Genomic DNA, 23,003 nt, shown 5'->3' with positions numbered 1-23,003 from the left:
GTAATCATGAAAGTATAGAGATTCTGTTATTATAATATAACCTAATTCAATAATAATAACGTAAATAACAAGCTTGAAGTTTCATAGAAAAGTAAATCTTGCTCGAAAAAATGTAGAATATGTAAGTAGAATAGCTTATTTTTGTAAAATAGTGTAGAATGAAGGTCAGTACAACATCTTCAATATTCTTTTGGAGGAAATATTTGAATGAAGAGAAGCAACTGGATTATATTTTGTATTCTTATTGGTGTGTCGATTTTATGGGGAATTATCTATTGGATTTTTATCGGACCGAAACACTAATAATAATTTTCATTGATGATTGACCATTTATTATGTATCATGGTGATTGATGAAACATAATAACTTTTAGTACATATAATGAATAGTGTTTAATATTCAGCTACTTGGTAAAAATATACTATTGTTAAACCATCACTTTAATCGGTTTATTTAATTTAATGAGGGATCTAAATGTTAATTCGTTATAAGAAAGCTTTCGAAAAAATAGCCATGGGATTATTGTCTTTTATGCCCAGCGAAAAGGACTTAAAAAAGCTTCAGCAAACTATGAAGGAATATGAAACCGAAGAGCAATTGCAGCTGTTTCTTTGGAAAGAAGAAGATATCATCGGTCTGTTAGGTGTCTTAATTCATAATGATACTAATTCTTTAGAAATCTTACACATCTCGGTTAATCCCTCACATCGGTATCAGGGAATCGGTAAAAAGATGGTTAAAGCTCTAAAAGAAATGTATGCTGAAAAAGAAATTACTGCTAATGAAAATACAGCCGCTTTTATCGAAAAATGTGACTTTTGCTAGTCTTACCTTCAAAAAGGCAGTGAATAAGAATTTATTCGCTGCCTTTTCGTGTCTTTAATGACTGCATTCTTTCTTCGATTATACTGGTTCTGTCGCGTAATTTATGACGGTCAATAATGAATTTATTTGTCATATCACTTTGGTTTCCCCAAAAAAACCCTTTTTGTTCACATGTTTTTTTCGCTAATTCACTTAAGGAAGTGTCAAAGATCGGGATAGAGATGCTTCGATAGCATTCACCATTCTGAAGTAACGATATTTGTTCCTGTAATAAATGGATAAGCCTCACGGGGTTTACTCCAAGTTTAGTTATGGTATCCGGTTGTAATTCAAAAATTTTAATTGCTTTAGCTAACGTCCGCTGTGCACCGCTAAAATTATTTCGACGATGATGATAAAGAGAAACGGATAATAATATGAAGCCAACCCAGATAGAATTTTTGTTTCTCGAATCTGTCTTTTTCCAATAGTCTTCAAGGAGTTCATGGCATTCAAAATAATCACGGTCTCCATGGAAATGAGCTAAAAAATGGATATACTCGCTCGGGTACAAGCAATCCCCCCCTTATTTTAATTATGTATAGTGTATCACAGTTATATGCTGTCTCGGATAAATAAAAAAACCCGTCATGAAAGACGGGTCCAGTAAGTCTAACGTTAATGGCTGCTTTAATGAACTGGTTTTGTAGTAGTTCTTCAGCCTTCCTGTCTAATTAATAAACCCAGGAAGCACCAACGATAATTAACAAGATAAATAGAACTACAATTAAAGCAAATCCGGATCCAAATCCATCAGACATATATATTACCTCCTAAAAATGATGTTTTGTTCTTTTCCTTGTCATCATATGTAAGATATTTGTCCATTGTTATGGGCAAACATCATGATTTGATAATATTCCCTCATGAAGTGGATTTTTCTATTGGATAACCTTATTTAATCCTCTATACTATTAATAGTCGAAGTGAATAATTAACAACTTATATTTAAAGAATTTTGGTGAAGTACAATGCCATACCAGGTGAAAATTGATGCATTTGAAGGACCGTTAGATTTGTTGCTCCATTTAATTAATGGGCTTGAAATTGACATATATGATATTCCAGTTGCTCAAATAACCGAGCAGTATTTAATGTATATTAAGACAATGAATGAGCTTAAATTAGATGTTGCAAGCGAGTTTTTGGTAATGGCTGCGACATTACTTGTCATTAAGAGTAAAATGCTTTTACCCAAACATGAGGAGGATCCAGGTTATGAGGATCCCGATATTTTATATGAAGAAGACCCAAGAGATGAACTTGTTGAGCGGCTAATCGAATATCGAAAATATAAAGAAGCAGCACATGACTTAAAATCGATGGAAGTAGAGCGTGGGCTTATTTATACAAAGCCGCCAAGTGATCTCTCCGAGTTTACGAAGGAAAGCCAACCTGAAAAAGCAGAGCTAAATGTTTCACTATATGATATGCTTGCTGCTTTTCAAAAATTAATGCGACGGAAGAAGCTTCAGCGCCCAATAGCTACAAAGATTGCTCGCCAAGAAATATCGATTGATACCAGAATGACGGAAATTATGGCTGAATTAAAACAGCTTAAAGGTCGGAAAAACTTTAATGATTTATTTCCTTATCCTACTAAAGACCATATTGTAGTTACTTTTTTGGCTATTTTAGAGCTAATAAAAAGAAAAGAAATCGATGCACAGCAACAAGAGAACTTTGGAGATATTTATGTTGAAGCAGTAAAGGAAGGAGCAGAAATGATTGGACATCATTAATTGGAACAGCATTCTAGAGAGCCTTTTGTTTGCTGCTGGAGATGAAGGTCTTTCATTAAAACAACTAGCAGAGGTCCTTGAAGTAAATGAACTAAAAGCAAATGAAATCATCGGTGATTTGAAAAAAGAATATGATCGTGATACGAATAGGGGAATTATGATTGTTCAGCTTGCGGGAACATACCAACTTGCCACGAAAAAAGAAAATGCTGCCTATTTAAAAAAGTTAGTTGATTCCCCGCATACGTCTACATTGTCACAAGCAGCATTAGAAACGTTAGCGATCATTGCCTATAAACAGCCAATAACTCGGGCTGAAATCGAGGAAATACGTGGTGTCAAAACAGAGAGACCGTTGCATACTCTGATGGCAAAAGCATTGGTCAAAGAGGTTGGTCGTGCGGAAGGGACTGGAAGAGCCTATTTATATGGAACGACAAAAGAGTTTCTTGATTACTTTGGTTTAAAGAGTATTGAAGAACTACCTAAGCTTCCCGAAAAGGCTGAAGAGGAATTTGTTCAAGAAGAGGCAGATTTATTTTTTGAGAAATTTCAGGACACGATTAATTCTTAATTTTCAAATACTTATCCGAATTTATGATAAAATGAATCTAAGTAAATTATTCAATTCTTTCTAGGTGAGTTGATAAGATTTATTTGCCATATTTTCATTGGCCAAGGAGTGAAATTAATTTGTTAATTAAAGAGTGCAAAGGGTTTGAATTAGAAAAAGAAAAATCAAATACTTCTGAGGATTTTTTTAACAGAAGCATCGTTACCTTTTATGAAGATGGACAGGAAAAAACCCTTCATGTTCTATATGTAAGGTATTTTGATGAAATCCGTCATGATTTTACACCATACCAGCAAGACCCAATTTTTGTTCAGCAAGATCATGATATTGCCTTTAAAGATATTGTAGCGTTAGTCTGTCTCGTGAAAAACCCAGGTCTGCGCAGCCGGAAACGGCTTTATATTAATTCTAAGCAGGAATTTGCTTCTTATTTTCAAGATATCAATTTTAATAAATTACCTGAAATATTTCTGTCTCTAAATCAAAAAAAATTATATGAGCTTCGTTCTCCGCTTGATTTTATTTTGCAGCCACAGTAAGAATACTAAACGAAGAAAAAAATTCAGGGGGTACACAATGGGGAATACATTGGTAAAAACACAATTAAATGATGTAAAGAGTTTTCTAGGAAAGTCCATTTTAACATTGGAGAATTTTTTAAATGAAGCAACTATTTCACAATTAAACTTAGAGAATGAAGAAGATCGTAACTATAATAAATTGATCTTTGCAAATTTACGAAAATTAGCTGTTTATAGCGAGGAAGGGTTAGATGCATGCTCCGTTATTTTGCAGGGCAACCCTTTTCAAAAAGCAGCAGCGGAAAAGACTCTTTATAAAATTTACCATCAATGTATTGAAGAGTTTTTCTCACCGAAGAATGATGCGTGGTATGAGGACAGTAGGTCAGCTTACACTGGAAGAAATTCCATTAAATTTTACCGTACTGTATCAGACAATATCGTCCAGTTGGTTAAAAGTTTAGAAGGTGACTTTCAACGAATCAGGGAAGAACTTGAGTATTATGAAACTGACTACAGAACAAAAATGATCCAATCAAAATAAAAAGCGGAAGCCTCTAGGCGCTGCAGCTGGACTGTTATCATAGTTCAAAAACTTAATATCTTTATTCTAAAAGGCTGTCCTACTAGGGCAGCTTTGTTTTTGTTCTTATTAAACCGTATCACTCATACCATTTAGGTAGATTACTTTTCAACAACAAGTCAGGAATGAGGGATGGCATGGATAAATTTAGTCAATATGTTAACGAAATGTTTGAGTGGAATGAGCAAATGAAGCAGTTTCTTCAATCGGAAAAAGAGGGCAGCAGCAGAGAGTTATGGGAACAACTGGATAATTTTACAGAGTTAATTGAAAGCACAAGAACGCAGTTATCGAATGAAGAACTACTAACATTACAAGCTAAGGCTGAATATATCCATGAACAAATGGAACATTACTTTAAAAGAAAACAAGCGAGCGGTGACATTTGGGTGGCAGAGAAAAGAGTTCCTGCAGGTGGGCATACACTGCCTAACCTCCCCTATCCCTATAATGCTTTGGAACCTTATATATCAGAGGAAATTATGAGACTTCATCATGATAAGCATCACCAGGCATATGTTGATGGATTAAATAAAGCAGAACTTAAACTTAAAAAAGCAAGGGAAACAAATGATTTCGCATTGATTAAGCATTGGTCAAGAGAACTTGCCTTTCACGGCTCAGGGCATTATCTTCATTCAATTTTTTGGAAAAACATGAGCCCGCATGGAGGCGGGAGTCCACAAGGACCGTTGAAAAGTGAAATAGAAAAATACTTTGGCGGTTTTTCGGCATTTAAGAAGCAATTTACTGAGGCGGCTAAACAAGTTGAAGGGGTAGGTTGGGCCATATTGGTTTGGTCACCTCAAGCAAGACATTTAGAGATTTTACAATCTGAACGACATATGCTATTGACCCAATGGGATACTTTTCCACTCTTGGTATTAGATGTTTGGGAGCATGCTTATTATCTTCAGTACAAGAATAAAAGACCTGAATATGTAGACAACTGGTGGAACATAGTCAATTGGCATGATGTAGAAATGCGCTTTGAAAAAGCAGCAGACAGGAAATGGACAGCATTATAATTAGGGAAATGAGTATGGAGCAGACGGCACTATGTCGTCTGCTTTCGTTTTTCTACAGCAAGTTGTCATAACAAGCCTTGTCCTGCATAAACTTGTACAAGAAAAATGAAAAGCAAAATGAGCTTTGACTTAAGAGAAGATAACTTTACAAGGGAACGAGGTTAATCTAATGAGAATGATTTGGAAGCTAGTTATGTATTCCCTCATAGTCTCACTATTCATTGCTAACATTCCTCAAAAGGTGGAAGCTTCTGTTTCCGTAAGTGCAGCAAGTGCTGTTTTAATAGAGCAGAAATCAGGGCGTATCCTTTACGAGAAAGATGCCCACACAAAAAGAAGAATCGCGAGTATTACGAAAATAATGACTGCGAAGCTAGCTATTGAATCGGGGAAAATGAATGAATATGTAAAAGTAAGTGAACAAGCAACTCGGGCGGAAGGATCATCTGTATATTTAAAGCCAGGTGAAAAAATTAAATTGAAAGATTTAGTCTATGGATTGATGCTTAGGTCTGGAAATGATACAGCTGTAGCAATCGCCGAATATGTGGGTGGAAGTGTAGAGGGGTTTGCTTATCTAATGAATCAAAAGGCAAAGCAAATCGGGATGTTAAATACCCATTTTTCCAATCCTCATGGCCTTGATGATCATGAAGATCATTACTCCACAGCTTATGACATGGCTGTGTTAATGCGTTATGCCATGCAGGATAAAACCTTTAAAAAAATCTCTGGAACAAAGGTTTATCGAGCACCAAATCCTACGGAAGATTGGGACCGTGTTTGGAAAAATAAAAACCGCTTGCTAACAAAATATAAATATACCACCGGTGGAAAAACAGGGTACACAAAACGGGCAAAACGAACTCTAGTTACAACTGCAACAAAAGGAGATATGAGTTTAATTGCAGTAACCCTGAACGGACCTGACGATTGGAATGACCATATTTCTATGTATGAAAGTGGTTTTAAAGGGTTTGATATGGCTGAAGTATTAGCTGAGGGTAAAATTGATGGTATTAAAACAAAGGTTTATAAGAATCACCTATATGTAAAGAAATCAATTGTCTATCCGGTTACGAGCGAAGAAGTGGATTTATTTTCTATAAAATATAAGCTGAATAAACCGACACCAAAATTTGATAATGATAAGAAGAATGATGCAGTTGTGGGTAAGGCTGAGGTTTACTTAGATGGGCGAGTTGTCCAAGAGACCCCCATTTACTATCAAAATGTGCCTGTAAAGAAAGAAGGATTGTTTGATTTTGTAAAGAAAATTTTTCTGATTTTCATTGGTGTACAGGCCAATGGTTAATTATATCTGGATGTTTATGTTCATTGTTGGTTTTATTTTTGCACTCATCAATGGAACAATGACTGAAGTGAACAAAGCAATCTTTGATGGGGCGAAAGAAGCGGTGACACTTTGTATCGGACTTATTAGTGTTCTGGTCTTTTGGCTTGGAATGATGCGAATTGCTGAGGAGTCTGGTCTTCTAGAGCGCCTTTCTAGACTTTTTCGACCGCTTGTTAAACGGCTTTTTCCGGAAGTACCAGTTAACCATCCAGCAATGGGATATATATTATCCAATATGATTTCTAACATGTTTGGATTAGGGAATGCTGCCACTCCATTAGGAATTAAGGCAATGGAAGAATTAAAAAAGTTAAATGGAGGAAAGGATTCGGCTAGCAGATCCATGGTCACCTTTTTAGCCATTAATACGGCAAGTATTACGATTATTCCCACTACTGTCATTGCGATTAGAATGAACTATCATTCAGCATCTCCTACCGAGATTGTCGTTCCTACAATTATTGCGACAATTATTTCCGCACTTGGTGCAATCCTAATTGACCGTTATTTCTATTATCGCAGAAACAGAAAAGGATGAAGAGGCATGGAGCTCATTTCGGTAATTTCATTAACTTTTATTCCATTACTCATTGGGATCATACTATTATATGGTACGATCAAACGCGTCTCTACTTATGAAAGTTTTGTTGAAGGTGGAAAGGAAGGCATAAAGATTGCCGTTTCCATTATTCCCTTTCTTGTTGGTATGCTTGTGGCTATTTCCGTCTTCCGGGCATCAGGTGCACTAGATGCTTTAATGAATTGGATTCGCCCACTCATGAAAACAATGGGAGTACCTGCAGAAATTGTGCCTTTACTAATTATAAGGCCAATTTCTGGGAATGCAGCACTGGGGATGACGAGTGATTTAATTGCTGTTTATGGTCCTGATTCATTTATTGGCCGTTTAGCATCAGTTTTGCAAGGGAGTACTGACACGACTTTTTATGTGTTAACCGTTTATTTTGGAGCCGTTGGGATTAAAAAAATGGGGGATGCCCTAAAAGTAGGGCTTCTCGCGGACGTTGTCGGCATTATTGCGGCGATTGCAGTTGTTGCTTTCATTTTTGGTACAAATTAATACTGAATGTAGCATGTTCTATTGGACATGCTATTTTATTTTTCCATTATAATATCCGTTACTTTGAAAAGTGAAGGAATTGTGTCATAATTCATAAGGATAGGATGCATTTTTGTGCAGTCTAATCGTTTTATATAGATAAATTCGAGGTGGAATAATGGAAAGATTACAAAAAGTAATTGCTCGGGCGGGCATTGCTTCTAGAAGAAAAGCGGAGGACCTAATAAAAGATGGGCGCGTAAAGGTTAATGGAAAGGTTGTTACAGAACTTGGTCTGAAAGTTTCTACATCTGATAGGGTAGAAGTAAATGAAATTCAGATTGAGAAAGAAGAACCTGTTTATTTCCTTTTATATAAACCACGAGGAGTTATCTCAAGTGTTAATGATGATAAGGGGAGAAAAGTAGTCACAGATTTCTTTCCGCATTTAAAAGAAAGAATTTATCCCGTTGGACGTCTTGATTACGATACATCTGGTTTATTAGTGTTAACCAATGATGGGGAATTTGCTAATTTACTAATGCATCCTAAAAATGAAATTGATAAAGTTTATGTAGCAAAGGTAAAAGGAATTCCCTCAAAGGAAAATTTAAGGAAATTAGAAAGGGGCATCCGTTTAGAAGATGGAAAAACAGCCCCTGCAAGAGTGAAATTGCTCTCGGCAGACAATAAAAAACAAGCCGCGATTATTGAAATAACCATCCATGAAGGTAGAAATCGTCAGGTTAGAAGGATGTTTGAAGCGATTGGCCATGAAGTGTTGAAATTGAAGCGTGAACGCTACGGTTTCTTAACACTAAATGGTTTAAGAACAGGTGACGCTAGAGAACTGACACCACACGAAGTTAAGCAACTTAGAGCACTCGGGATGGGGTCTGCCAAAAAAAATTCATAAAACCGTCACAAATTACGTTCTGTGTTTACACTGTGAATATATTGGAAAATGCTATAATTAGACAAACTGTGACAAGTGGTTATGGGAGGGTTTTTTATGAAAAAGCGGCGATTAGTTATGAGATCCGTCATCTTACTTTTACTAGGTGCAGCCGTTGTTTATACATTGTATGCAAATTTTACAAAGGATACGAAGCAAAAAGTTGCGGTAGGTGAACAGGCTCCTGATTTTGCATTGGTAGATATGCAAGGAAAAAAGCACAAGCTTTCAGATTACCGTGGACAAGGGGTATTCCTAAATTTCTGGGGAACATGGTGCCCGCCATGTAAAAAGGAAATGCCTTATATTAATAATCAGTATCATCAGTATAAGGACAAAGGCGTTCAAGTCTTGACAGTAGATATTCAAGAATCCGAGCTTGCAGTTAATCAATTTGCAGAGCGTTTAAAACTGGATTTTCCAATTATGATTGATACTGATAAAGAAGTCATGAATACTTATGGAATTGATCCGCTTCCAGCTACATTTTTGATTAATAAGAATGGCGAGGTCGTAGATTATTATACAGGTGAACTTACGGAAGAAAAAGTAAGGGAGTTTATGGAGAAAATTAAACCTTAAGGTTGTAGGGAGTTTTTTCGAATGAATGATGTTAAATGTGAATGTGGGCATGTGAATCCCCATGGAACCGTTTTATGTGAAGCATGTGGAAAAGAGCTGATTATTCAAACAAATGCAGATCAGCTTATCGATATGCGCTATGAAGGGAGTGCACGACGTTCACAAACATACAATAAAACTATTATTGATAAAATATGGAACTTTTTTTCATCAGTAAAAGTTGGAGTTTGGCTGATTATTATTACATTAATTGCCTCATCACTTGGTACCATTTTGCCTCAAGAAATGTATATCGATTTACCTGCAGATGTCTACTACGAGCAAGAATATGGCTGGTTTGGTAAATTATATTACCAATTGGGATTCAATAACCTATATAGTTCTTGGTGGTACCTAGTCTTGATTGCAATGATTGGAATATCGCTAGTCATTTGTAGTCTTGATCGAGTTGTGCCATTATATAAGGCCCTTAAGGCCCAAAGAGTAACTAGACATGAGGGCTTTTTAAAACGTCAGCGTGTTTTCGGAGTGAACGAAGCAGCGAGTGAAAACGATTTTTCGACAGTTAAGAAACATTTACAAGAAAGACGATACCATATTCGTGAAGAAAATGGCGATATTTTAGCGGAAAAGGGACGATTTTCTCGCTGGGGTCCATACGTAAACCATGTGGGTTTAATTATTTTCTTGTTCGGCGGTGTGCTGCGCTTTATTCCTGGGATGTATGTTAATGAAGACCTTTGGGTGCGAGAAGGTGAAACGGCTGTTGTTCCAGAGACGGATGGACAGTTCTATCTTCAAAATAACAAGTTCATTCTGGAGCATTACGATAAAAATAAAGATAAGACCTTTGAAAAGGCGATTGATAAGGCCGGGGAAGTTGTAAAAAATTATCAATCTAACGTTGTTCTATATAAACGAGTTGGACAAAATCTCCCTGGTGAGAAACCAACTCTTAAAAAAGTCAAAGATTATAAGGTCCGTGTAAATTTACCACTCACATATGAAGGCTATTCGGTTTTTCAAGCTTCATTCAGGAATGAATTAAATAAAATGTCATTTGGTTTGACAAATAAACAGACAAATAAATCCATGGGTGAGCTTACAATTGACTTAAGAGACCCAAAGATGAAGTATGACCTTGGAAATGGCTATTCGGTTGAAATACTAAACTATTTTCCTGACTTTGAATTTGCAGACAATGGCGAGCCAACCACAAAATCACGCGTACCAAACAACCCTGCTTTTGTCTTTCGAATGGTGACTCCAGACAAGCCAAAAGGAGAAACGAGTTTTGTAGCCATCAAGCAAACAATTGAACCGTTCGGTGATAACCAATATAAGATGGCTTTCAAAGGAATCGAAACGACAAATGTTTCAGGCTTTATTGTTCGCAAAGATGCAACTCTATGGGTGATTATAATAGGCGGAATCATCTTTATGATTGGTGTGATACAAGGCGCCTATTGGAATCATCGCCGCATTTGGCTGCAAAACAAAAACGGCGAAGTTTGGATTGCTGCGCACACAAATAAAAATTGGTACGGACTAAAACGAGAAATTGAAAGTGTATTGGCAGGTACAAATCTTAATATGCCAATCGATCAATCGCAAATTGAAGAAACGGATAAGGGGGGAGTCTAGTTGGCAACAATAAGTAGTAATTTATTATTTATTTCTTTTATACTATATTTAGTTGCAACCCTATTTTTTGGTGGGGCGATTAAATCAAAAAAAACAGGGGATGAGAAGCAAGGAACCAATAAGTGGGGGAAAATAGCTGTCTTTTTAACGATTATTGGCTTTATCTCGCAGTTAGGTTACTTTATCACGAGATGGATTGCAGCCGGGCACGCTCCCGTAAGTAATATGTTTGAGTTTACGACATTCTTTGGAATGGCTCTAGTTGGTGCATTTATTGTTATATATTTTATTTATCGAACCACCTTACTTGGATTATTTACCATGCCTGTGGCTATTTTGGTTATTGCTTATGCGAGTATGTTTCCGAAGGATATTTCGCCATTAATACCAGCGTTACAAAGCTATTGGCTCCATATTCATGTTACTACTGCGGCAATTGGAGAAGCCATCTTAGCAATTAGTTTTGCAGCAGGCCTTATTTATTTGGTTAAGGCAATTGATCAAACAAAATCCAGCAAACAGACATTCTGGCTTGAAATAGTGATGTTTTCACTAGTTGCAGTCATTGGTTTCGTTGCTGTATCTTCTATCTTTTCTGGTTTGGGTTACCATGAAAAATTTAATTGGGTGGATAAACACGATAACGCGGCTGTGCTTGAATATACTCTGCCTGCACTTTCTGGTCCACATGAAGGAGAATTAATAACTAAAGAAGGATTTAATCCGTTGTTTGAGGTTCCAGCCTTTATTAATGCGAAAAAATTGAATACAGTTATCTGGTCATTGATGGCGGGTCTTGTTATTTATGGCATCATTAGATTAATTTTAAGAAAGCGAATTGCAGCAGCTCTACAGCCGATTGTTAAAAACATTAAACTAGACTTTGTGGATGAAATTAGCTATCGATCTGTGTTAATAGGTTTTCCTGTCTTTACTCTAGGTGCACTTATTTTTGCAATGATTTGGGCACAAATGGCTTGGTCACGATTTTGGGGCTGGGATCCAAAGGAAGTATGGGCATTAATTACTTGGTTGTTTTACGCAGCATTTTTACATCTTCGCCTTTCAAAAGGCTGGCATGGAGAAAAATCCGCATGGCTAGCTGTTATTGGTTTTGTCATAATTATGTTTAACCTGGTTGCAGTAAATCTTGTTATTGCTGGACTCCATTCCTATGCAGGTTAAATTGCTTTAAAGCTACATTTTATAGCCTTCACTTTTATTAAAGTGAGGGCCTTTTTAAAACTTAAATGTTTTATAGTTTGTCAAAATATTGACACAACTTTTCAGGCGAATTAGCAGGAAATTATAGCATAAAACAATAGTGTTTTGTAAAATAAACTCCATGGGGGGATTAATAATGGATAAAGACGTAAAAATTTTAGTGGTAGATGATGAGGAAAGAATTCGTCGCTTATTAAAAATGTACTTAGAGCGAGAAGATTATATAATTGATGAAGCAGAAGACGGAAATGAAGCATTAGAGAAAGCATTTGCTAATGATTACGATGCCATTCTCCTCGACCTAATGATGCCTGGTAAGGATGGAATTGAAGTTTGTCGTGAATTAAGAGAAAAAAAAGCAACGCCAGTAATCATGCTTACCGCAAAAGGTGAAGAAATCAATCGAGTTCAAGGATTTGAAGTGGGCACAGACGATTATATTGTTAAACCATTCAGTCCACGAGAAGTTGTCTTAAGGGTTAAAGCCTTGTTAAGAAGATCATCACAAACTAGTTACCTGCAAACGGAAACAACAACGAAAGACGTAATTGTATTTCCGCACCTAACAATTGATAATGATGCACACAGAGTATCAGCTGATGGTAAAGAAGTTAGTTTAACTCCAAAAGAATATGAATTACTTTATTTCTTATCGAAAACCCCAGATAAAGTTTTTGATCGTGAACAATTACTTAAAGAAGTCTGGCACTATGAGTTTTTCGGAGATCTACGTACAGTAGATACCCATGTAAAGCGTCTCCGTGAAAAATTAAACAAAGTCTCCGAGCAAGCGGCAAGGATGATTGTCACAGTATGGGGTGTAGGCTATAAATTTGAGGTTATTAATGAATGACCTTTTTAAGAAGTGTTGTAGGAAAGCTATGGTTAACGATCCTTTTATTAGTTTCAGTTGTTCTATTCATCTTAACAATCATGCTTCTCGAATTTTTCCAAAACTACAATACTCTTGGGATGAAAGAGGATTTAACCAACACAGCCGAGAAGATTGCTAACGTTTTAGAAGGACATACGAATGGAGAATTATCACTTGGATTAGAGATATCCTGGGAAATCATCGATAAAGTGAATAATGTAGTCATCATCAAAAATGAGAATGAAATCTACTACTCTCCAAACACAGAAAAGACGAAAAGATTATCATTGACTGATATTAAGAATGACCCAAATTTATCACAAGTCTTTAAACGAGATGTTAATGTAGAAAAGGTTTCTACTCTTACGTTCAGTGAAAATGATGATGATGAAAAGGGAACGAAGTTTTCGATTATCGGTGTACCTTTGCATCTTCCTGGGGAAGAGCATAGTGCCGTCTTTATTTATCAATCAATGGAAGTCATGCAGGAAACAACTCATGAAACAACGAAATTTATTTTACTTGTGGCTGGCGTCGCAATTATTCTTACAACCATTTTTGCATTCTTTTTATCTACAAGAATTGCTGCTCCGTTAAGAAAGATGAGGGAAGCAGCATTTGAAGTGGCTAGAGGGAAGTTCGATACCAAAGTTCCAATCCTCACGCACGATGAAATTGGTGAATTAGCAACTGCGTTTAATCAAATGGGCAGACAATTGAAATTCAATATGAGTGCACTTAGCCAAGAAAAAGAACAGCTATCAAGTATCTTAAGTAGTATGGCGGATGGAGTTATTACTTTTAATCGGGACGGTACAATCTTAATTACTAATCCCCCAGCTGACCGTTTTCTACAATATTGGTATTATGAAATGGGTGGATTTAGTTCTGATTCTGAGGCTATCCCAACAGAGGTAATGGATCTTTTTCAACAAGCAGTAGATACTGAGTCAGAACAAGTTGGTGAAATCTCGTTTCAAGGCAGGCATTGGGTCATCCTGGTAAGCCCATTATATAGTAACCGATTTATCCGCGGTGCTGTTGCTGTTTTAAGGGATATGACAGAGGAACGGCAGTTAGATAAAATGAGACAAGACTTTATTGCGAATGTATCACATGAACTTAGAACGCCTATATCGATGCTGCAAGGGTATAGTGAGGCGATTGTAGATGATATTGCTGAATCCCAGGAAGAGAAAAAGGAAATGGCAAAGGTCATCTACGATGAATCATTGCGGATGGGCAGACTTGTAAATGAGTTGCTTGATTTGGCCCGAATGGAAGCAGGACATCTTCTATTAACAAAAGAAGAAATTAATATTTCATCATTTATTAATCGAATTATCCATAAGTTTCAGGGATTAGCTAAAGAGAATGAGATTCAATTGAATGCTGAAATTGAGATGGGAATCACCTCTATTTCGTTTGATCCTGATCGTATTGAACAGGTACTAACTAATTTAATCGATAATGCGATCAGACATACACCTAAAGGCGGTTCGGTTAAATTAAGTGTCACATTAGAAGAAATAGGAATTATGATTAGAGTAAAGGATTCTGGCTCTGGTATTCCCGAAGAGGACCTGCCATTCGTCTTCGAACGTTTTTATAAAGCCGATAAAGCCCGAACTAGAGGAAGAGCAGGTACAGGCCTAGGACTAGCCATTGCTAAAAATATTATTGATGCACACCATGGTCATATTTCTGTTCAGAGTAAACCCGGTCAAGGAACGACATTTTCCTTCGTGCTGCCTCGAAAATAGTAAAATGAACAAGTTTTTTGCCGATTGTTCTTGATACACGAGGAACAATAAAGAAAAAATTAGTGTTAAATCAAAAGCTCATCCATAAATAGGATGAGTTTTTTTATCAAACTTTTAGGAAATCAATTCCAGATTATACCTTTCATTTTGTCACAAAAAAGTCTATATTTATAGGGTGAAACTTTTTATACATATAAATCGACTAATATTATGAACGGGGAGGGGAATTGATGGACTCCGTTTTCGATGAACTTTATCAAAAATACCATCACGACGTTTTTCAATTTCTATTTTATATGGTTAGAAACAAAGAACAAGCAGAAGATCTTGTCCAAGAGGTGTATATAAGAGTATTTAAATCCTATCGGCGTTTTGAAGGGAAAAGCAGCGAGAAAACATGGCTGTTTTCGATTGCGAGAAATGTGGCCATAGACTTTTTTCGAAAACAAAAGGGATGGAAAGAGAGATTACTGGAAAAATTCGATTGGTCAACTGATCAACTGAAAGATGGATATCCGATTCCAGAAGAAATTGCGGTACAAAGGGAAGAAATTCGCTGGGTATATACTTGCCTGGAATATTGCACACTGGATCAACGAGCTGTGATAATTCTGCGGTATATACAAGATTTATCTATTGCTGAAACAGCCCAAGCATTAGGATGGACTGAAAGTAAGGTAAAAACTACACAACACCGTTCCTTAAAGGTTTTGAAGAAGCATATGGAATTTTCTTATGAAAAGGAGGGAACAGCTAGTGAAAAAGTCAGAGTGGAGCGATAAGCAGCTCGAAGAATTATTAAGGCAGATGCCTAAAATACAAGATGATCGCAATCCTCGTGACATATATCGAAATCTTCCAATAAGAAAAACAAAACCAAAACAATGGCTGGTACCTGGTCTTGCAACTGTTGCTGCCTTGCTCATATTTTTTATCTTAATTCCTAAATTAATGGTCGGGCCACAATACTCAGAGGATAATGCTAGTCAAGAGAAATCATCTGTAGAGCGAGATATACAAACGGCAGATAAAAATTCAACGATTGCTTTAAAAAAGGATGATACAAGTTCAAAAGCAAGAACATTTTCAGGAGCGGATAAGATTCAAACTTTGAAAACGGCTATTTATGATGAAGAAGTGGGCAAAGGAAAGGTGTTAACCTACTGGATTCCTGACCCACAAATACAAATTCTTGTACCTGTTTCAATGATTATTAATGATTCAAATGAAAGAACTTGGCTGGAGTTATTTAATGAAAATATGGTGAATTTAAAGGAGCAAGAATGGGGGTTAAGTGAATTCTACCCTCTTAATGCTTCATTGAAACTTGATAATAAGAATAAAGCGATCATAGTGGATTTGCCATTAAACCACCAATATGGACAAGGTTCAGCGACAGAAACAAATTTTATAAATGTACTGCAAAAAGATATCTCCTCCAATAGTGATTTAAAAAAGATAAGATTTTCAACTAATGGTGAGCCTGGTATTGAATTGGGGAATTATGGTCATCAGGAAGAAGTAAGCATACAGCAGCAAAAGAATCATGCATTCTTCTTTTACTATTCAGATGGTAATGAAATACCCTTCCTAGTGCCATCTATAGAAAAATATAAAGATATTAAGATGGCTGTTGAGGATATGAAAAAGGATCAGCCTACACTAGGATTAAAAAGTTCGCTTTTACCTGCACTGCCGATTGATGAGGTGTCAATTAAAGAGAAAACGTTAATTGTATCAATGAAGGAAGATGCGAACCTTCAAGATGATCAACCGACAATAAACGCATATGAGTCACTGTTATTAACTGCAAAAGAATTCGGGCTAGAAAAAGTCCTTATTACGAATCCGCCAATAAAAAATATTGGTCCATTCGACCTCTCAAAAGAGAACAAAGTACCGCTGGCCCCTAATCAACGTACATTACAATAATTTTTTAATCAACCGTTAAAGGTTGATTTTTTTATGAATATTATTTATCATTTCTCCAAATTATAACAAGTATGCCTAATCACTCCACCGATAAGGAATATGTTCTAAAGGTGAAAAAAACTACATATTGTGTGGAGGAGGAAAAGAATTAAGGAGAGTGACTAAAGAAAATGCGAGATTACATAAAAAGGGTTATTATTGCCCTAATTATGGCGCTATGTGTCAGTTTGTTATTTTTAGGAGGAAGGCATTCAGAAGCCAGTATGAAGATTGATAAAGAGGTTAAGGATGGGTGGATATGGCCTGCAGATGGTATAGTTTCTGATACTTATGGAACAAGGATGGGTAAACATAAGGGGATAGATATCGCTGGAAAAATAAATACACCTGTACTGGCCGTGGCTGACGGCCAAGTGGTGAGATCTTATTACTCTAATACATATGGAAATGTAGTGTTTATCAAACACCCAAGTCATATAGTGACTGTCTATGCACACTTAAACAAGCGAAACGTGTATAAAGGGCAAAAGATTAAGCAAGGGACAGTAATAGGGAAAATGGGGGAAACTGGACAAGCTACCGGGACACATCTCCATTTTGAAACGCATCAGCAAGAATGGAGATATGATAAGAAATTTGCCTTGGATCCAGAAACGATATTAGGAAAAGCAGACACAGGGGAGATTGTACGCGGAGGAATTGCGGCAAGTAATCACGATGTATTAGAGGCGAGCTCACATATTAATGAGGATAAAATCAAAGTGACGAACCATCAATATATCGTCAAACAGGGTGATACATTGTATTCCATTTCGAAGAAAAAAAACATCTCGGTGACACGGATTAAAGAGCTAAACCACCTTTCCACCGATCTGATTAAACCTAAACAAATATTAAATGTAAATTAATCTCGGGCAACAAGACCCGCAGACTGTTGTCTGCGGGTCTTGTTGTTCAAACCTTTTACTTAACAAAAGTGATGTTCTACAGTATAATTAAAATTGTAATTTAATATCGATCTATCTTCGGGGCAGGGTGAAATTCCCGATCGGCGGTATTTGAGTAAAAACTCATAAGCCCGCGAGCCGTTTTAGGCAGGATTTGGTGAGATTCCAAAGCCGACAGTATAGTCTGGATGGGAGAAGATGGAGGTTCTGCAGACGTTCAAAAATTATATATTAATGAACGTTTATTAAGCGTGCCTTTGTAAACTCCCTCAAGCAATTATTGCTGAGGGAGTTTTTAATTACATTGGTCTCGTCTGTTTGCTGAACCTCTCTTCCTTAACGCGATGGATCAAAAAAGGAGAGAGGAAGATGAAGAAAATGCAGAAAAAGAGGAAAATGAACGTTAGGGCTTATGTGTCAATTGGAATGCTGAGTAGTATTGCTTTTCTGTTAATGCTAATACAATTTCCATTGCCACTATTCCCAAATTTCTTGTTTGTCGATTTCAGTGACATTCCAGCATTAATAGCCGCATTGATTTTTGGACCGATTGCAGGAATTTTAGTTGAATTTTTTAAAAATGTCCTTAATTATATTCAGACAGGAAGCCAAACAGGGATTCCTGTGGGGCATATAGCCAATTTTGTTGCCGGAATTGTGTTTATCCTGCCAACTTATTTTGTATATAATAGACTTAAGACTAGAAAAGGTATGACGTTAGCATTAATTATCGGGACGGCAATCATGGCAGTAATGATGAGTATTTTAAATTACTTGGTTATTTTACCTGCATATACCGTTCTAATGGGCTTTCCAGATATGCGGAATTTAGTATTGCCAGCAATCTTACCATTTAATCTTTTAAAAGGTCTCATGATGTCAGGCATCTTTATGCTTCTGTTTATACGAATGCAAGCATGGATCAATAAATATGCCGTTATTAAAAGCGCCTAAGTAGTTGAAGGACAGGGGGATCATTCCTCCTGTTCTTTGTTTATTTTCAAAAATAAAAGCCCCTCACCTAAAAAGGAGAGGGGCAGCAGCTTAAACAAATTATCCTAAATATTATTCAAATTTAGTTGGATTGCCATCAAAAGCTTCGTCTGCTACTTTAATGGAATCAGTAGGACAACCCTCAAAAGCATCCATCATGTCATCGATTAATACATCAGGAATTTCAACAATTCCTTCATTATCATCAAGAGTTACGTATGCGATACCTTCATCATCGTAATCATAGATATCTGGTGCTGCTGCGCCGCAAGCTCCACATGCAATGCATGTTTCCTTATCAACAATTGTATACTTTGCCATGAAAAAAACCTCCCAGTAAATTAAAAAAATAAGACTCATTTCCATTATTAATATGAAAACGGATAACTCATATCTATTGTAAAACTGTATCGGCAACTTTTCAATAGAAAAATGCCTTTATCCCTTTAGTTTATCCAAGTGATTTTCTAAATCTTCCACATTTTTGGTCATCAAGTTCCCATATTTCATGGTAGAATAAAGAAATAAAATGGTGTTTTTGGTCGAATATCTGTGAAATAAGTGGTGGGAGGGTTCGTATGCTCCAAATTGAATCCATCATTCTTTATAGTATAAAACAATTAAATAGGGAACGGACCATTTATGCGGTCTATCACCTTCTTAATGGAAAAAAGTCATCGCAAACGATCCAAGATGCCCATTTATTTTCGTTGAAAAGTTTTTTTGGGATTTACGAACAATTATCAAGGGAATCTTTTGAAGAGATCATTCATTCGATGAGTGAAAAAAAGTGGATAAAAAAAATCGGAGAACATCGATTTATATTAACTCTTCTTGGAAAAGAACTCCTAGAAAAAACACAACTCCCCAAGTATATTAATGGCTGGAACTATCATCAAATGACATCCTTATTTTGGGAAAGGTTGTCCTTATTAGTGCAGGTGATATCCAATTTAATGTTCGGAGAAACAAGATATATTCCAATCCAAAAAAACAAAGAGGTTCATAGTTGGTTAAAATCTACTCTAAAAAGTATTAACCTGCCTAGGATGGAAATGGGGACAACTGTTTATTCAGAATTAGAAGAATGTTTTGACGCAGGAAATGGATTTGACCCTGCGATTGTAGTAATTCGGTTAACAGGTTATCAACAAATTGGCTTAACCCCTCTTCAAGCAGCCAAACAGTTAAATTTAGATATTCATGATTACCAACTTGGGTTTACAAATACACTTCATTATTTATTGCAAAAAATTGAGGAAGATGGTAGTGAGTTTGAAATTTTGCCTTTTTTAGTCAAAGGTCTAATGAAAAATGATGAATTAACGTTATCTACTAGGAAAACACAAAGATTATTAAATCAAGGATATACACTTGATATGATTGCAAATATAAGGCACTTAAAAATAAGTACAATAGAAGACCATCTGGTTGAATTAGCCTTAAATATAGAGAATTTCTCTATTGATACTTACGTAGATATAGAGTTACAAAATAAGATCTTAGAAATTTCACATCAAATAGCAACTAAACAGTTAAAGTTAATTCGAGAAAAGATAATAACTGCAACATATTTTCAAATTAGGTTGGTACTAGCGAAATATGGTGATAGATAATGGAACTAGAAAAAGTATTAAAAGAACATTTTGGTTTTCAAAGTTTTAAGACAGGACAAAAAGAGGTCATCACATCTGTCTTATCTGGTCAACATACTTTGGCCATGCTCCCGACAGGAACAGGGAAATCATTATGTTATCAACTGCCAGGGTTAATGTTAAAGGGTCAAGTTTTAATAATATCTCCTCTCCTCTCACTGATGCAGGACCAAGTGGAGCATTTTAAGAAATTTGGTGAAAAGAGAGTAATTGCTTTAAACTCCTTTCTTAGTGCAGATGAAAGACAAAAAGCACTTCATCAACTTAATCAGTATAAGTTTATCTTTATATCACCTGAAATGTTATTGCTGCCTTTTATCCTCCGCAAACTACAAAAACTTACTATTTCATTGTTTGTGGTCGATGAAGCACATTGTATTTCGCAATGGGGCTTTGACTTTCGACCAGATTATTCAAAACTAGGTGAAGTTAGAAAAAAGTTTGGCAATCCGCTCACACTTGCGTTAACTGCAACCGCAACAAAAAAAGTAAGAGAGGATATCATTCGTTCACTTGATTTGGATGAAATTAATAAAATAGAGTCAACGATTGACCGGCCAAATATCAGTTTTTATGTTAAAGAATTATTAGACTACCGAGAAAAGCAAGGGATTGTCTGTGAGCTTGTTGCTAATTTGAAAAAACCAGGAATTATTTATTTTTCAAGTAAAAAAATGGCGGAACAAATGGCTTCATTATTAGCAGAAAAAGGAATTTGCCGTGCGATGACCTATCATGGCGGATTGGACCAAAATACAAGAATACTAATTCAACAACAATTTCTCTATGGACAATTAGATGTTATATGTGCAACGAGTGCATTTGGCATGGGAATAAATAAAGAAAATATCCGGTTTATTATTCATTATCATATGCCGATGCAAATAGAATCGTATCTCCAAGAAATTGGAAGGGCAGGTCGAGATGGCAAACCAAGTATTGCCATACTTTTATATACGTCTGGGGATGAACAACTGCCGATGCAACTTGCCGAGAGTGAATTACCATCAGAACTGCAAATAGACTGGTTGTTTAAAATGATAGACGAGAAAAAGATTTTAAAAGATGGAAAAATTACTTTAGATATCAAGTTAATGGATCTTGGCGGTTTCTCAGAAATTCAATGGCGGATTATTGAGGACTTTGTAATAAATTCGCCGCTTGAAACAATAAGTCTTAAACAATTACAAAGCCTTTTTAAAGAGTTTGTTCAGGAAAGATTAGCAATTAAAAAAAATAATATTTATCGAATGAAAAAATGGGTTGAATCTAGATTTTGCAGACGTGAAAATATTTTACAGTATTTTGATGAAACATTATTAAACAAGGTAAATAAGTGCTGTGACATTTGCGGACTTCAAATAATCGATTACCAAACTAGTAATTCCAGTAATGATCCTTTGGTGGAAAAAACGGAACAAAACTGGAAAGAATATCTTGCCAAAATTCTAATCAATAGTGAGTTGAGGGAATGAAAAAGAAATATTTTGAATTAATAAATGGATTAACTGATAGAGATTTGCTTTTTCATCTGTATATGACACAAGTAATTCTCTGTGTCATCTCATTCCTATTGGGGTTTATATTTTTTGACCATTTCTCCTATTTAGAGACTATAATTTTGGATGACGCTCACATTTTTACAATTGGGATTCCTGCAGGATTAATAGTTGTGATGTTAGATGTACTTTTAATGAAGTTGCTGCCTTCTTCTTATTATGATGATGGGGGTTTAAATGAAAGAATCTTTAAAAATAGAAATGTTTTCCATATTGTACTGATTGCTTTTTTTGTAGCGTTTAGTGAGGAATTATTGTTCAGAGGAATCATACAAACAAAAGTAGGACTGGTTTTTGCGAGCATTATTTTTGCAATTATTCACTATAGATACCTTTTTAATTGGTTTTTATTTGTAAATATTGTTGTATTAAGCTTTTTGATTGGACTAATTTTTGAATGGACCAATAATTTAGCTATTACAATTGTTATGCATTTTATTATTGATTTTTTATTAGGTGTTTATATAAAATGTAAAAGTCCAACTAGAGAAGATGAACGGGGAGGAGTACGGCTATGAATAGCGAAGAGCCTTACAGGGACCAGGCGGAACGTTTAAAACAACGAATAGAAAAAATTAATGAGAAAATGGACCTCAAAGACGACTTGCCGCCTCGTGAGCGTATACATCGGCAAAAGAAGAGAAGAACAAAGTGGAAGCTAAAGTATCCAGTTATACGGTTATTAGTTTTGTTCTTTATCCTTCTTCCAATCATTATCTTTAGTGTAATTTCGTACCGTGATGGTGCTACTAAAGTTAATGGAGTTCCGAAAAACACTGAGGATTCTGTTGGATATGAAACCATTAATTTAGAAACTTCAGATGATGAAGAAGAACCAAAAGTTGAAGATTTGGATCAATCGAAGGAAACAAATCCTGTGGATAATACAACAGTACAACCTAGCAACGAGGTAAAACAGGCTGAAACCACAGAACCCATAAAAAAAACAGCAGAAGTCTCGACAGAACCACAAAAAAATTCTACTGTAACACATAAAGTCAAACCAAACGAAAACCTATATAGAATAGCCTTGAAGTACTACCATTCTCCCAAGGGGATGGACATCATTATGAAAGCCAATAATCTTAAGAGTAAACAAGTTAATGCAGGACAGATTTTGAAAATACCATTAAACAATTAGCCGAT

At 35.9% G+C, this 23,003-nt stretch carries 26 protein-coding genes and 1 riboswitch; of the genes, 23 read left to right on the top strand and 3 right to left on the bottom strand.

From position 1 onward, the window contains the following. Positions 1-474 precede the first annotated feature (474 nt). A complete protein-coding gene (locus FS608_RS01760) occupies positions 475-825 on the top strand; it encodes a GNAT family N-acetyltransferase (protein ID WP_144547560.1) in 351 nt (116 codons plus the stop codon). A 31-nt stretch (positions 826-856) separates the two neighbouring features. Here the strand turns inward: FS608_RS01760 and FS608_RS01755 are convergent, their stop codons facing one another. Beyond that, entirely contained in the window at positions 857-1,378 is a 522-nt protein-coding gene (locus FS608_RS01755) for a DUF309 domain-containing protein (RefSeq protein WP_144547559.1), read from the bottom strand. A 160-nt stretch (positions 1,379-1,538) separates the two neighbouring features. Then, positions 1,539-1,625: a YjcZ family sporulation protein gene (locus tag FS608_RS01750; protein ID WP_142292238.1), complete on the bottom strand. Its 87-nt coding sequence runs from the start codon at positions 1,623-1,625 to the stop codon at positions 1,539-1,541. 210 nt (positions 1,626-1,835) lie between these two features. Between FS608_RS01750 and FS608_RS01745 the strand changes: the two genes are divergently transcribed. The 18 genes from FS608_RS01745 (at position 1,836) to FS608_RS01660 (ending at position 18,604) form a co-directional block, all read left to right on the top strand. After that, positions 1,836-2,606, top strand: a complete 771-nt coding sequence (locus tag FS608_RS01745; protein WP_144547558.1) for a segregation/condensation protein A — start codon at positions 1,836-1,838, stop codon at positions 2,604-2,606. Next, positions 2,593-3,180 (top strand): SMC-Scp complex subunit ScpB, encoded by a 588-nt coding sequence (scpB, locus tag FS608_RS01740; RefSeq protein WP_144547557.1) that lies wholly within the window; start codon positions 2,593-2,595, stop codon positions 3,178-3,180. Before FS608_RS01745 ends, scpB begins: the two co-directional genes overlap by 14 nt. Positions 3,181-3,299: 119 nt before the next feature. Beyond that, a complete protein-coding gene (locus FS608_RS01735) occupies positions 3,300-3,719 on the top strand; it encodes a hypothetical protein (protein ID WP_144547556.1) in 420 nt (139 codons plus the stop codon). 37 nt (positions 3,720-3,756) lie between these two features. Continuing rightward, the gene (locus tag FS608_RS01730) at positions 3,757-4,245 is read left to right on the top strand and encodes a YpuI family protein (protein WP_144547555.1); all 489 of its coding nucleotides are present in this window, start codon (positions 3,757-3,759) and stop codon (positions 4,243-4,245) included. Between the two features lie 176 nt (positions 4,246-4,421). Next, entirely contained in the window at positions 4,422-5,312 is an 891-nt protein-coding gene (locus FS608_RS01725) for a superoxide dismutase (RefSeq protein ID WP_144547554.1), read from the top strand. A 169-nt stretch (positions 5,313-5,481) separates the two neighbouring features. Next, entirely contained in the window at positions 5,482-6,627 is a 1,146-nt protein-coding gene (locus FS608_RS01720) for a D-alanyl-D-alanine carboxypeptidase family protein (protein WP_186328568.1), read from the top strand. After that, entirely contained in the window at positions 6,620-7,207 is a 588-nt protein-coding gene (locus tag FS608_RS01715; protein WP_144547553.1) for a nucleoside recognition domain-containing protein, read from the top strand. Before FS608_RS01720 ends, FS608_RS01715 begins: the two co-directional genes overlap by 8 nt. 6 nt (positions 7,208-7,213) lie before the next feature. Next, positions 7,214-7,750, top strand: coding sequence for a spore maturation protein (locus tag FS608_RS01710; protein WP_144547552.1), 537 nt, complete (start codon positions 7,214-7,216; stop codon positions 7,748-7,750). A gap of 157 nt (positions 7,751-7,907) precedes the next feature. After that, entirely contained in the window at positions 7,908-8,645 is a 738-nt protein-coding gene (gene rluB, locus FS608_RS01705; RefSeq protein ID WP_144547550.1) for a 23S rRNA pseudouridine(2605) synthase RluB, read from the top strand. 96 nt (positions 8,646-8,741) lie between these two features. Further along, positions 8,742-9,266 carry a thiol-disulfide oxidoreductase ResA gene (resA, locus tag FS608_RS01700; RefSeq protein WP_144547548.1) on the top strand — a complete coding sequence of 175 codons (525 nt, stop codon included), beginning with the start codon at positions 8,742-8,744 and terminating at the stop codon, positions 9,264-9,266. A gap of 21 nt (positions 9,267-9,287) precedes the next feature. Beyond that, complete coding sequence (resB, locus tag FS608_RS01695; protein WP_144547546.1) at positions 9,288-10,910, top strand: cytochrome c biogenesis protein ResB; 1,623 nt, start codon at positions 9,288-9,290, stop codon at positions 10,908-10,910. Next, entirely contained in the window at positions 10,911-12,095 is a 1,185-nt protein-coding gene (gene ccsB / locus FS608_RS01690; protein ID WP_144547544.1) for a c-type cytochrome biogenesis protein CcsB, read from the top strand. It begins immediately after the preceding gene. Positions 12,096-12,270: 175 nt separating this feature from the next. Continuing rightward, complete coding sequence (locus FS608_RS01685; protein ID WP_144547542.1) at positions 12,271-12,987, top strand: response regulator transcription factor; 717 nt, start codon at positions 12,271-12,273, stop codon at positions 12,985-12,987. Continuing rightward, on the top strand, positions 12,984-14,771 hold the full coding sequence (locus tag FS608_RS01680) for an ATP-binding protein (RefSeq protein WP_144547540.1): 1,788 nt from the start codon (positions 12,984-12,986) through the stop codon (positions 14,769-14,771). The genes FS608_RS01685 and FS608_RS01680 overlap by 4 nt, the downstream gene beginning before the upstream one ends. 230 nt (positions 14,772-15,001) lie before the next feature. Then, positions 15,002-15,553 (top strand): RNA polymerase sigma factor SigX, encoded by a 552-nt coding sequence (sigX, locus tag FS608_RS01675; RefSeq protein WP_144547538.1) that lies wholly within the window; start codon positions 15,002-15,004, stop codon positions 15,551-15,553. After that, complete coding sequence (locus FS608_RS01670) at positions 15,528-16,703, top strand: hypothetical protein (RefSeq protein ID WP_144547536.1); 1,176 nt, start codon at positions 15,528-15,530, stop codon at positions 16,701-16,703. Before sigX ends, FS608_RS01670 begins: the two co-directional genes overlap by 26 nt. A gap of 170 nt (positions 16,704-16,873) precedes the next feature. Further along, entirely contained in the window at positions 16,874-17,611 is a 738-nt protein-coding gene (locus FS608_RS01665) for a peptidoglycan DD-metalloendopeptidase family protein (protein ID WP_144547534.1), read from the top strand. A 109-nt stretch (positions 17,612-17,720) separates the two neighbouring features. Continuing rightward, positions 17,721-17,854, top strand: a riboswitch (FMN riboswitch). 165 nt (positions 17,855-18,019) lie between these two features. Next, the gene (locus FS608_RS01660; RefSeq protein ID WP_144547532.1) at positions 18,020-18,604 is read left to right on the top strand and encodes an ECF transporter S component; all 585 of its coding nucleotides are present in this window, start codon (positions 18,020-18,022) and stop codon (positions 18,602-18,604) included. A gap of 111 nt (positions 18,605-18,715) precedes the next feature. On the opposite strand, the gene FS608_RS01655 is transcribed toward FS608_RS01660, so the two are convergent. Then, on the bottom strand, positions 18,716-18,964 hold the full coding sequence (locus FS608_RS01655; RefSeq protein ID WP_098574836.1) for a ferredoxin: 249 nt from the start codon (positions 18,962-18,964) through the stop codon (positions 18,716-18,718). 257 nt (positions 18,965-19,221) lie between these two features. Here FS608_RS01655 and FS608_RS01650 point away from each other — a divergent pair, with 257 nt between their 5' ends. From FS608_RS01650 to FS608_RS01635, 4 genes are read left to right on the top strand one after another with little or no spacing between them, the layout of a single operon-like run. Then, positions 19,222-20,259 (top strand): YpbB family protein, encoded by a 1,038-nt coding sequence (locus FS608_RS01650; protein WP_144547530.1) that lies wholly within the window; start codon positions 19,222-19,224, stop codon positions 20,257-20,259. Continuing rightward, positions 20,259-21,773 (top strand): RecQ family ATP-dependent DNA helicase, encoded by a 1,515-nt coding sequence (locus FS608_RS01645; protein WP_144547528.1) that lies wholly within the window; start codon positions 20,259-20,261, stop codon positions 21,771-21,773. Before FS608_RS01650 ends, FS608_RS01645 begins: the two co-directional genes overlap by 1 nt. Then, on the top strand, positions 21,770-22,375 hold the full coding sequence (locus tag FS608_RS01640; protein WP_144547525.1) for a CPBP family intramembrane glutamic endopeptidase: 606 nt from the start codon (positions 21,770-21,772) through the stop codon (positions 22,373-22,375). Before FS608_RS01645 ends, FS608_RS01640 begins: the two co-directional genes overlap by 4 nt. Continuing rightward, entirely contained in the window at positions 22,372-22,998 is a 627-nt protein-coding gene (locus FS608_RS01635) for a LysM peptidoglycan-binding domain-containing protein (RefSeq protein WP_144547523.1), read from the top strand. Before FS608_RS01640 ends, FS608_RS01635 begins: the two co-directional genes overlap by 4 nt. The last annotated feature ends 5 nt before the right edge of the window (positions 22,999-23,003 follow it).

The organism is Bacillus sp. X1(2014) (genome assembly GCF_007678255.1).
This window is presented reverse-complemented; position numbering and strand designations above follow the sequence as displayed.